This window comes from Nocardia goodfellowii, from assembly GCF_017875645.1.
GTDB classification, from domain to species: Bacteria; Actinomycetota; Actinomycetes; order Mycobacteriales; family Mycobacteriaceae; genus Nocardia; species Nocardia goodfellowii.
On the sequence record NZ_JAGGMR010000001.1, the window covers coordinates 1,016,049 to 1,028,713 of the forward strand.

At 67.6% G+C, this 12,665-nt stretch carries 10 protein-coding genes; 7 read left to right on the plus strand and 3 right to left on the minus strand.

The window, feature by feature from the left end; translation table 11 throughout:
• Positions 1-69: 69 nt before the first annotated feature.
• The 4 genes from BJ987_RS04170 (at position 70) to BJ987_RS04185 (ending at position 4,491) form a co-directional block, all read left to right on the plus strand.
• Positions 70-633, plus strand: coding sequence for a flavoprotein (locus BJ987_RS04170; RefSeq protein WP_209884843.1), 564 nt, complete (start codon positions 70-72; stop codon positions 631-633).
• 78 nt (positions 634-711) lie between these two features.
• A complete protein-coding gene (locus BJ987_RS04175; protein ID WP_209884845.1) occupies positions 712-1,410 on the plus strand; it encodes a GntR family transcriptional regulator in 699 nt (232 codons plus the stop codon).
• A 20-nt stretch (positions 1,411-1,430) separates the two neighbouring features.
• Positions 1,431-3,146 carry an allophanate hydrolase gene (gene atzF / locus BJ987_RS04180; protein WP_209884847.1) on the plus strand — a complete coding sequence of 572 codons (1,716 nt, stop codon included), beginning with the start codon at positions 1,431-1,433 and terminating at the stop codon, positions 3,144-3,146.
• Between the two features lie 94 nt (positions 3,147-3,240).
• Positions 3,241-4,491, plus strand: coding sequence for an FAD-dependent monooxygenase (locus BJ987_RS04185; RefSeq protein ID WP_209884849.1), 1,251 nt, complete (start codon positions 3,241-3,243; stop codon positions 4,489-4,491).
• Positions 4,492-5,132: 641 nt separating this feature from the next.
• On the opposite strand, the gene BJ987_RS04190 is transcribed toward BJ987_RS04185, so the two are convergent.
• Together BJ987_RS04190 and BJ987_RS04195 are read right to left on the minus strand one after the other, a co-directional pair.
• Positions 5,133-6,587, minus strand: a complete 1,455-nt coding sequence (locus tag BJ987_RS04190; protein ID WP_209884851.1) for a catalase — start codon at positions 6,585-6,587, stop codon at positions 5,133-5,135.
• Positions 6,584-7,030: a Fur family transcriptional regulator gene (locus BJ987_RS04195; RefSeq protein ID WP_209884853.1), complete on the minus strand. Its 447-nt coding sequence runs from the start codon at positions 7,028-7,030 to the stop codon at positions 6,584-6,586. The genes BJ987_RS04190 and BJ987_RS04195 overlap by 4 nt, the downstream gene beginning before the upstream one ends.
• Positions 7,031-7,225: 195 nt before the next feature.
• Between BJ987_RS04195 and BJ987_RS04200 the strand changes: the two genes are divergently transcribed.
• Positions 7,226-7,933, plus strand: a complete 708-nt coding sequence (locus BJ987_RS04200) for a 2OG-Fe dioxygenase family protein (RefSeq protein ID WP_209884855.1) — start codon at positions 7,226-7,228, stop codon at positions 7,931-7,933.
• Positions 7,930-9,147 carry a M20 family metallopeptidase gene (locus BJ987_RS04205; protein WP_209884857.1) on the plus strand — a complete coding sequence of 406 codons (1,218 nt, stop codon included), beginning with the start codon at positions 7,930-7,932 and terminating at the stop codon, positions 9,145-9,147. The genes BJ987_RS04200 and BJ987_RS04205 overlap by 4 nt, the downstream gene beginning before the upstream one ends.
• Before the next feature lie 26 nt (positions 9,148-9,173).
• On the opposite strand, the gene BJ987_RS04210 is transcribed toward BJ987_RS04205, so the two are convergent.
• On the minus strand, positions 9,174-12,029 hold the full coding sequence (locus tag BJ987_RS04210) for a tetratricopeptide repeat protein (RefSeq protein WP_209884859.1): 2,856 nt from the start codon (positions 12,027-12,029) through the stop codon (positions 9,174-9,176).
• 254 nt (positions 12,030-12,283) lie between these two features.
• Here BJ987_RS04210 and BJ987_RS04215 point away from each other — a divergent pair, with 254 nt between their 5' ends.
• Positions 12,284-12,658: a hypothetical protein gene (locus BJ987_RS04215; RefSeq protein ID WP_209884861.1), complete on the plus strand. Its 375-nt coding sequence runs from the start codon at positions 12,284-12,286 to the stop codon at positions 12,656-12,658.
• Positions 12,659-12,665: the final 7 nt, after the last annotated feature.

Genomic DNA, 12,665 nt, shown 5'->3' on the forward strand with positions numbered 1-12,665 from the left:
GGGTGCGGGATCGACCTTGGTTACGGGAACTATCCCGCGCCGCTGTGGGTTCCGGGTCACCATGGACAGATGAGTGAGCACCGACGGCCTGTCCTTTATGCGATCGCTACCGGGGCTTCGGCCGCGCGGGATATCGGGAAGTTGGTGGATATCGCGCAGGCGGCGGAGTGGGAGGTGTGTGTTGTCACTTCGCCGGCGGGGCGGCGGTTTATCGATGTGGCGGAGTTGGAAGGTAAGAGCGGGTATCCGGTGCGTAGTGAATACAAAGAGCCTGGGACGCCGGATCTGTTGCCGGCCGCGGACGCGATGATCGTGGCGCCGATTACCGCGAACTCGCTGGCCAAGTGGGCGGCGGGGATTTCGGATACCTTGCCGCTGGGGTTGCTGGTGGAGGGGCTTGGTAAGGGGTTGCCGGTGGTGGCGGTGCCGTTCTCGAATCGGGCGCAGTTGGAGTTTCCGGCGATTCAGGAGGCCATCCGGCGGCTGGCGGAGTGGGGTGTGATCGTGGTCGGCGGGGCGGATATCGATGAGCCGCACGAGCCCGGCGAAGGGGCGCGACATATTCCGCGGTTCCCGTGGGCACGGACCTGGCAGGCGCTGCTGACGCATCCGCGATATCGCCGGCCGGAGTAGGCGGCTGTGAGCGGAGTTTAACCCGCCGCTTACCTTGCGCGATCTGGTAGAAACGCGAGGTCAATAGCGTATACACCTATGTCGACACGGGTGGCTACAGCGGCGGGACGGCCGCTGCGGGATGTGGTCTACGAGACCTTGCGCGGTGAGTTGATGAACGGGGACATCAAGTTCGGCGAACGGCTCACCGAACCGAAACTGTCCGCGCGATTCGGGATTTCGCGGACGCCGATCCGCGAGGCGCTGACGGTGCTGTGCTCGGACGGGCTGCTGCGGCGCGAGGAGTACGGGTTCAGTCCGGTGCGGCCGAGCATTCCACTGATTCGGGATCTTTACGAACTGCGAATCACACTGGAGCTGGGCGGGATTCAGCGTGCGATCAACAATCCGGCGGTTCGGCACGACCGAGAGCTCCTGACCGGCGAGCACGCGGCCTGGCTGGCGTTGCGGGCCGATCCGCCCGAGCAGGAGCCAGGTTTCGTGGTGCGCGACGAGCAGTTTCACGTCACACTGCTGCGCTCGGCGGGCAACGCGGAGCTGGTGCGGGCGCTGGAGTCGGTGAACTCCCGGATCCGGCACGTGCGGATGTACGACTTCATGGTCAACAACCGGATCGAAACCACCATCACCGAACACCTGGCGATCCTGGATGCCGTGCTGGCACCGGATCTTCCGCTGGCCTATCGGCTGCTGCACCGGCACATCGGCGAATCGCTGGACGTGGTGCTGGACCGGGTCAGCCGGGCGATGGCCGCGATGTCCCTGGCCACCGAATGAACTCCGCGAAAGGCGCACTGATGCCGGCGGCACACGCCTCCCCCACCGAGCGGGTCACCGCGGCTTACCGGCGCATCGCCGAGGTGGACCGGCCCGAGGTCTGGATCACCCTGCGACCGGAAGCCGAGGTCACCGCCGAGGCAGCGGCGATCGAGACTCGGCTGCTCGCGGGTGAAAACCTGCCGCTGGCGGGGACATTGGTGGCGGTCAAGGACAACATCGACGTGGCGGGATTGCCGACGACCGCCGCCTGTCCCGAATTCGCCTATCCGGCCGAAGTGTCCGCTGTCGCGGTGCAGCGACTGGTCGCGGCGGGCGCGGTGGTGCTCGGCAAGACGAATCTCGACCAGTTCGCCACCGGCCTCGTCGGCACGCGCAGCCCCTACGGCGCGGTGCGGCATGCGCGGTACCCGGAGTTGATTTCGGGCGGGTCCAGTTCGGGCTCCGCCGTGGCGGTGGCGCTCGGGCTCGCCGATCTCGGAATCGGCACAGACACGGCGGGTTCCGGGCGCGTTCCGGCGGCACTGCACGGCATCGTCGGCATCAAGACTTCGCTGGGAATCATTCCGGCCCACGGCGTGGTACCGGCCTGCGCCGACTACGACGCCGTCACGGTTTTCGCCGCCGATCTGGCGCGTGCGGTCGACGCCGCGGCCGTTATGGCGGGCCCCGAACCCCGGGATCCGCGCAGCCGAGTGTGGCCGGCCGATGTCCGGCTCGCCGCGCCCGCGTCCCCGCGGCTGGCGGTCCCTCGCGCCGCGGATCTCATCCCACTCGCCCCGGCCTATCGGGCGGCATTCACCAGAACCGTTGCCGCCGTGCAGGATTCGGGAGTCAGCACGACGGAAGTCGACATCTCCGGCCTGCTCGACGCCGCACGGCTGCTCTACGACGGCGCCATCGTCGCCGAACGCTATGCCGCCGTCGGCGCGTTCCTCGACACGGCGCCCGCCGGAGCCGATCCGGTGGTCGCGGCCATCATCGGCGCGGCCCGGGACACCACCGGACCCGGTTTCGCCGAGGACCTGGGCACGCTGACCGAAGCCCGTGCGGCAGCGCTGGAACTGCTCGCCGACTTCGACGGACTGCTGCTGCCGACCACCACCGAGCACCCGAGTATCGCCGCGGTGCAGGCGGATCCGCTCGGTATCAATCGCCGCATGGGCACTTACACGAATTTCTGCAACCTGCTCGATATGGCCGCCGTAGCGGTGCCCGGCGCACCCACCGCCGACGGCAAACCGTTCGGCGTGATGGTGGTGGTGCCCGCGTTCGCCGATCAGGTCGCGGTCGACCTCGCCGCCCGTATCACCGGCGCCGCGGCCCCGGCCTTGATCGATCACGGCGTGGACCTCGCGGTGTTCGGAGCACACCTCCGGGGCCAGCCGCTGCACTGGCAGTTGGAACAGATCGGGGCCCGGTTCACCGGAGAAATCCGCACCACCGACGCCTACCGTCTGACCGCGCTGGATACGGTCCCGCCCAAACCGGGCTTGGTCCGGCACGGCGCTGGGTCGGGTGCGCCGATCGCGGGTGAACTGTTCCGGGTGTCACCCGCCGGTCTAGGCGGTTTCCTCGCAGCCCTTCCCGCTCCGATGGCGTTGACCAGCATCGATCTGGAAGACGGTCGCTCGGTCGTCGGCTTCGCCTGCACCTATGACGCGGCGCGGTCCGCCACCGACATCACCTCGTTCGGTGGCTGGAAGGGCTTCCTGGCCGACCGTGAGAGCCGGTGACAAACGTTCGTCTTACACATTTGTACTAGACAATTGTGCAAGTCCTCTGTTAGACATATGTCTAAGACATTCGCTCTAACAGAGGACCTCGCACATGAACGGCGACCGCTCCACCATCCAGCCCCGCATCCTCGTCTCCGGTGGCGGCATCGGCGGCAATGCCGTTGCGCTGCAACTGCTCCGGGCGGGCATCCAGGCCACCGTGGTCGAGCGCGCGACCGCTCCCCGGCCCGGCGGGCAGTCCGTCGATCTGCGCGGCGCCAGCGGCGAGGTCGCCGAACGGATGGGCCTGATGCCGGGCATCCGCGAGCGGCAGATGGACGAGCGCGGCCTGATCCACGTCGACGGCAAGGGCGCGGAAATCCTGCGCATGGACATGGCGGCCTTCGACGGCAAGGGCGCGGTCGCCGAGATCGAGATCGGTCGCGGCGATCTGAACCAGGTGCTGCTGGACGAGCTGGCGAAGGCGGGCGGAGTCGACTACCGCTACGGCGAGTGGATCACCGCCATCACGCAGGACGACACCGGCGTCGACGTCACCTTCGCCTCCGGCGCGACCGAGCGGTTCGACCTGGTGATCGGCGCGGACGGCCTGCACTCGGGCACCCGCCGCCTGGTCTTCGGCCCCGAAGAGGAGTTCAGCACCTATCTGGGCGGCTACATGTCCTTCTTCACCATGCCCACCCCGCGGGGTCTGGAGCCGAATTGGTTCGCCATGCACTCGATGGTCGGCGGCGCGTCGGTCGGCATCCGTCCCGACCTCGACCCGTCGACCAGCAAGGCCATCATCACGATTCGCACCGACGCCGACCCGGCGCTGCGCCGCGACGTCGAGGCCCAGCAGCGGCTGATCCGGGAGCGGCTGGCCCGCGGCGGCTGGGAGACCGGGGCCGTTCTGGCCGCGATGGAGCAGGCCGAGGATTTCTACTTCGACGAGCTGTCACGCATCGACATGGCGAGCTACCACAAGGGGCGCGTGGCGCTGCTCGGCGACGCCGCGTTCTGCGGCTCCCCGCTGCCCGGTCAGGGCACCGCGATGGCGATCACCGGCGCCTATCTGCTGGCCGGGGAGATCGCCGCACACCCGGGCGATCCGAAGCGGGCGCTGGCCCGCTACGAGGAACTGATGCGGCCGTTCGTCGCGAAGTCGCGCGACCTGCCCCCGGGCGGGCTGAAGGCGATGGCGCCGATGACCCGCTTCGGCATTCGCGCCGGGCACGCCCTGACCAAGCTGATGCTCTGGAAGCCGCTGCGCCCCTTGGTGATCAAGATGCTGAGCTCCACCGAGGACTACGACCTGCCGGACTATTCCGCGCGCACGGCCGGACACTCGCGCACGGTCTGACACCCGTCGAACCGCTGGGCGGGCCGGTCACCCCTCGCGATCGGCCCGCCCATTACCCGTGGGTGGGATCGTCGGCGCACCCCGAATGGTTACCTTCGGCAGCGGCGCGGCGCCGATCAGCTCCCGGAAGAGCCACTGAGTACTGCCCGGTAAAACCGACCGGGCCGGTCACCCCTCGTGGACCGGCCCGGCCGGCTTCACCTCCGCGACTCGGCCTGCCACCCCTCGTAGACAGGCCGGGTCCCGGATCCCCACCCCCGCCCCGTAGCAAATGGTCGTTCGGCTGTTCTCCGGTGTTGAGACAACTTTGCAACCGGCCTCTTAGCGGCGCCTTAAGAAGAACTTGTACGACCGAAAATGCAGGTAGGAGACAAATCGCCCACGCGTCGACGGCACATGCCGGATGATGGACGCGGGTGCACTGACAGGATTGGGGATGGCGATGGAAACCGTGGTGGTCTGGGTGCTGGCCTGCTTGCTCTACTGGTGGGGGCTGCTCTAGTTCGCCGCACGATCCGCTGATTGCGGCACCGGCCCCTGGGTAGACAAAAGTCGGGGAGGTGCGACCTGGGTGGACACGCACCTCCCCGACTCGGGGGCTCCCCGTGGGCTGTTCGGGGAGTTACCTATTCAGTTGCGGCTCAGAGGCTTTCGCGGACCGCCACCTCGATGCGCTTGCCGAGATCGGCGTCGACGTTCTTCCAGTACTGGAAGACGCGAGTCAGGATGGGCTCCTGGACGCCGCCGAGGATATGACCGGCGACATTGGCCACCAGGCGGTCACGCTCGTCGTCGTCGAGGACCTCGCGGACCAGCGTGCCGGCCTGGGCGAAGTCGTTGTCCTCAGCGTGCTGGATGTAGCCGGCGCGGAGCATGGTGGGATCGAAATCCCAGGCGCCGCCGTCGGGAGCCTGGTGTGCCTGGGCGTGCGGGCCGCCGAAGGAGTTGGGGGCGTACACCGGCACGCTCGCGTCGTTGTATTCGAAGCGCATGGCGCCCTCCTTGGAGTAGGAGTTCACCTCGGCGGCCCTGGCCCGGTTCGGCGGCAGCTCGTGATGGTTGACGCCGATGCGGTAGCGGTGCGCGTCCGCGTAGGCGAAGACGCGGCCGAGCAGCATCTTGTCCGGTGAGAAGCCGATGCCGGGAACGAGATTCGACGGCGCGAAGGCGGCCTGCTCGATGTCGACGTGGAAGTTGCCGGGGTTGCGGTTCAGGGTCCAGCGACCCACCTCGATCAGCGGGTAGTCCTGCTGCGACCACACCTTGGTCAGGTCGAACGGGTTGAAGCGGTAGGACTCCGCCTCTGCGACCGGCATGACCTGGACCTTCAGCGTCCAGCTCGGGAAGTCGCCGCGCTCGATGGCCTCGTAGAGGTCCTTGCGGTGGTGATCGGGGCTGGTGCCGGCCAGGTGGTCGGCCTCGGCCTGGGTCAGGTACTCGATGCCCTGATCGGTCTTGAAGTGGTACTTCACCCAGAAGCGTTCGCCCTCGGCGTTGATCCACTGGTAGGTGTGCGAACCGAAGCCGTCCATGTGGCGGTAGGTCTTCGGGATGCCGCGGTCACCCATCAGCCAGGTCACCTGGTGCGCCGTCTCCGGGCGCAGGGTCCAGAAATCCCACTGCATGGTGTGGTCGCGCAGACCGCTGCCGGGCAGGCGCTTCTGCGAGTGGATGAAGTCGGGGAACTTGATCGGGTCCTTGATGAAGAACACCGGGGTGTTGTTGCCGACGATGTCGTAGTTGCCGTCCTCGGTGTAGAACTTCACCGCGAAACCACGCGGGTCGCGCCAGGTGTCAGGACTGCCCTGCTCACCGGCGACGGTGGAGAAGCGAACCAGCGATTCGGTGCGCGCACCCGGCTGGAACAGCTTGGCCTTGGTGAAACGGCTGACATCGTTGGTCACGACCAGCTCGCCGTAGGCGCCCGAGCCCTTGGCGTGCACCACGCGCTCCGGCACCCGCTCGCGGTTGAAGTGCGCGAGCTTCTCGATCAGGTAGTGATCGTGCAGCAGGATCGGACCCTGCGTCCCCGCGGTGAGGGACTCGTCGTCGCTCGGGACCGGGGTGCCGGTGTTCGTGGTTGTCGGCTTGATCATGCGAAAGCCTCCTGGGCTCTTGAACTTTGACAGGTTGGGCAGGCGCCCCAGAACACGACCTCGGCCTCGTCGACGACGAATCCGTGGGCGTTCACCGGGGTGAGGCAGGGGGCTGGTCCTACCGCACAGTCGACATCGACGACCGCACCGCAGCTTCTGCACACCAGGTGATGGTGGTTGTCACCGGTCCGGGTCTCGTACAAGGCGGACGAACCCGCGGGCTCGATGCGCCGCAGGATCCCGGCATTAACGCAGGCGCGGAGCACGTCGTAGACGGCCTGCGTGGATACCGACCCGAGCGCTTCCCGCACCGTGCCGGCCACCGTCTCGGCATCGGAATGCGGCCGGTCCGCGACGGCACGCAGGACGGCCAGTCGCGGCGCGGTGACCCGCAGGCCCGCGTGCCGCAACCACTCGCGTGGATCGGTGCCGATGGTGTACATGCACCCATCGTGGCCCGTTTTCTGGAATTAGTCAAGAATCAGAATCTGTACACATATGGCCCAGCGGTGGCGACGGAAATCAGCAGCGGATCGGTTGCCGGGCAGCGGCCGGTCCGGGGCGTTAGGGTGTGCCGAAACGTAACTTCAGGTCCCGACCGGGGAAGGAGTTCCACCATTCTCGTCTACGAGAGCAGCTTGCCGACCAGCACGAATCCTCAGCAGAGTCTGCGCGAGTCCGCGTTCTCGATCATGACTCGGGCGGACTTCGACTACTCCCCCGCCGACGACGACGTGCTGGTCACGGCATTCGCCCACGAGATCGCGCGCGACCGGTGGCTGCCGCCCGGGGAGACCTACCGGCACCGCGCGTACCAGTGCTTTCGAATGTCGGTACGGGACATGAGTTTTCAGGCCGAAAGCGATCCCGACCCATACCTCCAGTCGAAAGAGGTCAATTCGATGGCCGGCGGGGTGCAGCGCTCGTTCGCCACCCTCGACCCGGATCATCCGGTTACCGCCGTCACCGCCCGAATCGCCGCCGCCGTCGCCCGCCAACTGCTCGGAGCCGGCGTGCTCGCCGCCGATACGACGCCGCATTGCCTGGTGGACGCGCACTACATCCGGATCTACGCGCCGGGCAAGCCGTGCCCGGAAGGCATCCATCGGGACGGCTTGATCGCCGGCTCCGCCCATCTGGTGCGACGGGAGAACATCACCGGCGCCGACTCCATGCTCTACGACCTGTCCGGCCGGGAAGTACATCGCTGCGTGCTGACCGATCCGCTGGACTCGTTCGTGTTCGACGACTCCCGAGTTATGCACTACACCACCGACATCGAGGTTGCCGAGGCCGGGCGCGCGGCCCATCGCGACGTATTGCTGATCGGCTTCCGCACGGCATGACGGATCCGGCCGCACCGTTCATCTCCCAGCTCGACCGGCTACTTCCGGAGGATGAACTGGTGCGGATCGCGGCCGAGTTGACGGCGGTGCCGTCGCTCACCGGAGCGGAAACCGAGCTCGCCCGAACCGTACGAAACATGTTGTCGGAGCATGACATTCACGTTGTGCTACAGGAAGTAGCGCCGGGCCGCGAGCAGGCCGTCGCAACGCTGGGGCCGGACCACGACACTCCCGCGTTGCTGTTCAACGGGCATCTGGACATGGACCCGCTCGGGGGCGAGTACACCGCCCGGCGCGTGGGCGACAAGCTGTACGGCGCCGGGCTGCACAACATGAAGAGCGGCCTCGCGGCCATGATCGGAGCGGCGATCGCGTTGCGGCGCAGCGGCATTCCGCTGCGCCGGGCGCTGCTGCTGGAGTTCGTCGTGGGCGAACTCCAGGGCGGGGTGGGCACGAAATTCGCGCTGGCGAGTGGGCTCACCGCGGACGCGGCGGTGGTGCCGGAACCGTATTCGGTGCGCCGGATCATCACGCGCACCGCGGGCGTACACAAGTTCGCGGTGGTGGTGCGCGGGCGCACGGCGCACACCAGCCGGCAGCACGAAGGCGTGGATGCCGTCGCGGTGCTGCGTAAGACCCTGGACCTGCTGGATGCCGCCGAGCTGGGTTTGCGCAATCCCGACTTTCCCCCGCTGCCGCGCATGCAGATCGCCGGGTTGATCGCCGGTCGGGGCGAGGACCATGAGCTCTCCGGGATCAGCTACTGCGCCGACAAGGCGACCGCCCTCGTCGATCTGCGGTATCCCCCGCCGTATGAGCCCGGCGCGGTCGGTGCGGCGATCGAGCAGGCAGTGCAGCGCGCCCGCCTCCGCTTTCCCGAAGCCACGATCACCGTGGACCAGCCGCCGGATCCCCGCTTCCGGGTCGGCGGCGCGGATATGCCACCGATGGATATGCCCGCGGATTCGGGCATAGTGCGCGACATCGCGACGCTGCTGCCGCGCGTCTCCGACTTCACCGTCGCCGAAACGGGATTGGCGTTGCCGTATTCGTATTGCGGGAACGACACCACTCATTTGAGCCGTGCGGGCATCGAATGCTGCCTCTTCGGTCCGCGTGGCGCGCCCGGCGACACCGAACTGCATGTATTGATCAGCGAAATGGCGGCCTGCGCGCGGACGCTCGCCGCCTTGGCGGTGCAGCGCTGCGCCTGAAAGGTCAACCGCCGTGCTGCGCGGCGCTAACCGTCGAGCCGGGCGAGATGCTCCCGGACCCGCTCGGCCAGCGGCACCCCGATGCTCTCGTAGAGCGCGAGCGCCTCGACCCAACGCTGCCTGGCTTCGGCCGTCCGGCCGGTCTCGCAGGCCACCTGTCCCAGCCCACGCAAGGCGTCGGCCTTGCCGTGCGGATCGGGGATCCGCTCGGCAACGGTCAGCGAATCGGTGTAGAAGTCCCGCGCGGCAGCGTAATTCGCGAAGTACCGCTCGATATGGCCGAGACCGCGCAGCATATCCACCTGGCCGAGCGTGAGATTGATGTCGACCGCGATGTCGTAAGCCTTCTCGAAGTACGCCCGAGCCGCCTCGTTCGCGGCCACGCTGCGTTCCACATGGCCCAGACCCCACAGCGACCACGCCTCGCCGTAGCGATCATGGATGTGCAGCGCGATCTCCATCGAGTCGTTGTAGTAGCGGCGGGCCGCCTCCCGGTCACCGACCAGCCGGGCGATATGCCCGAGCCCGCGCAGCGCGTCGCCCTCGATCTTCGGATGACTGATCTGCCGGGCCGTGCGTAGCGCGTCGGTGTAATTGCGCCGGGCCGTGTCGTAATCGCCGATCCGGCGGACCACCTCGCCGTGACCCCACTGCACCGACGCGGACCTGCCACGATCGTCCACCGCGGCGGCGATTTCCCAGGCCACCCGGAAGTGCTCCCGGGCCGCCGGATAATCGCACACCAGCCGTTCCACATGCCCGAGACCATTGTGGGCATCGCATTCGGTGGGGCGGTAGCCGATTTCGCGCGCGATCCGCAGAGCCTCGGTGTAGAAGTGCCGGGCCGGATCATGATCGCCGATGATCCACGCGGTCTGCCCGAGCTCGCACAACGCGTCCGCCTCACACCGCGGATCGCCGACCTGCACGGCGATATCACGGGCCAGCAGGAAACCGTCCCGCGCCTTCCGGTATTCGCCGCCGAGCTGGTCGATGCGTCCGAGCTCCAGCAGGGCATCGGCCTCGGCACGCCGGGCACCGACGAATCGAGCGGCCCGCAGCGCGGCTCCGTACAGCCGATGCGCGTCCGACCAGTGCCCCAGGCTCCAGAGCGCGGGCGCGAGCAGGCGGGCCAACTCCGCGACCTCCGAGCTGGAGCCCGCCGCCTCGATGCAGCCGAGCAGATTCTCGCGTTCGGCGATCAGCCAGTCGCGAGCCTGCGAAGTCTCCACGGAGGCATGGCTGTTCAGCGGCCGCACGTGGCGAGTACCGGTCGACGGGCCGGGCGGATCGGGCGCGACCATCCGGCGGACGGTCGCCAAGTTGCCGCTGATCAGCCGTTCGGTCATCGCTGTTCGCGCCGACGGCGGATTATCTTGTTGCGCATGCCATCTCGCGCACAGCCGGGTCAGATCGTGCAGGCTGTAGCGTGGCCCGCCGATGCCCCGGGTTTCCGCCGGATCCAGAAACCCCGCTTCGAACAGTCTGCGCAGCAAGGCCTTTGCCTGCGCCAGCGGCACCGCCGCCATCATCGCCAAGGCTTCGGCGCTGATTTCCGGCCCGGGATACCAGCCCAGCAGTTGGAGGGCACGCCGCTGCGCGGGATCCCGCAACCGTTGATAGGACACCTCGAACGCCGCCAGCAACGACTCGCCCTCGGCATTGAAGTGGCCGAGGATCTGCTCGACCGCCGCGTCACTGCGAATATGGTCTCCCTCAGCGGCTTTCAGCTCGGTGGTCAGGTTCGCGAACTCCCGGGCGGTGTCGGCGAGCAGGTCATCGCCGTGGTGCGCGATCTGCCCCGCGATCAGCTTGATCGCCAGCGGCAACCGGCCCGAGGTCTCCAGGATCTGCTGGACCGCGGACGCGTCGTAGCCCGGACGCAGGTTCGCCAGCCGCACCAGCAGCGCTTCGGCCTCGGCCCAATCCATCGGCTTGAGTTCCATGGGCGCCGCCCCGGCCAGACCGGTGAGCTTGGCCCGGCTGGTGAGCAGGACGAAACACCCCGGCGCCTGCGGCAGTAGATCTCTGGCCTGCTCGGTTTCGAGCACATTGTCGAACACGATGAACATGCGGCGGTCTTTCATCGCGTCCCGCCACCGCTTGGCGCGGGCGGCCCGATCCGCTTCGATCGGCTCCGGCGTGACACCGACCTCGAGCAGCAATTGTTCGAGCACATCGGCGGGATCGCGCGGTTCCCAGCCGTCGGTGTGCCCGCGCAGATCTAGCCACAGCGGACCATCCGGATAGCGCCGGGCGAACGCCGCGACCGCGTAACTGGCCAGTGCCGTCTTGCCCACGCCGGGCGGGCCCTCGATGACGTGCACGGCCGACGAATCACCGTGCAGATGCCGGAGCACCCGCTCGTGCAATTCCGTGCGCATATCCTCGCGTCCGGTGAAATGTGGTGCCTGCGCCGGTATTTCACCACCGAGCGGCACCGCGGATCGGATCGCCGCGCGGCGGGCCACCGCATCCCGGTATTCCTGCTTCTCCTTTTCCGGCATGAACTCGAGATCCGCGATATCCACCAGCTGGTCCCAGGTGGTGCCGTAGACGATCGCGAGATTCTTCAGCGCGTCCATGGTCGGGCGGGCGGCCCGGGTGTAGGGCCAGCTCTCGAATTCGGAGATCCGGCTCGGCTTCATGGCGGCGGTTTCGCCCGGTAGTTCCCGGTACCGATCGGCGACCTCGCCCTGGGTGAGGTCGTGCGCATGCCGCCACGCGGCGCGCGGCCGGACGCCGCGCGCACGCAACTCCGCGACCATCGGCTCCAGCAGTTCGTGATCGCTGAGGCCGAGCGCGGCCAACCGGGCGCGCAGCCACCGGCGTTCCACCGCGCCGAACCGCTCGGAGCGCCACCATTGCTCATCAGTCCGCATCGCCGCGCACCTCCGGCCCTCCCCCACCAGAATTACCGGCGCACAACATTTTCCGAGTCGGTCCGGCCGGAAAATTCGGGGATCACTTTGTGATATTTCCTGCGTACCAGGCCGATTTCCCCAGGTCAAGGAAGGCATTCGGGAGGAAGCCATGCTGCGTACGAAAGGGATCGCGACACGCCGGAAAGCATTGCGACTATGGCATTGTCGGCGCCGCACCCTGCGCCGAGGACGCAGTACCGAGGGGGAACGATATGGCCATCACCGCGACCGACTGGCTGATAACCAGTGATATTGCCCTGGAGGCGGCATTCCGCGTCGACCTGCCGGAACCAGGCCGCGGCAAGTGGATCCTGTCCTATCTGCCGACCAACCTCCGGCTGACCCGGGCGCAAGCGTTGTCCGGCATCGTATTGGCGGAAATGATTCTGCTGGAACAGCGTTACCCGGCGCATCCGCTCGACCGGGAAGTCGCGCAGCTTCGTGCCGCGGACATCGGGATCACGCTGCTCGACGCCATGGTGCTGCTCGCTTTGCGAGCACCGATGACAGCGGCCGAGCAAGACGACGAGCCGTGTGTGACCAAGGTCCGCACCCGCGCGGCGGAGGTGACCGGGGCGAGAGGGTGATCGTCAT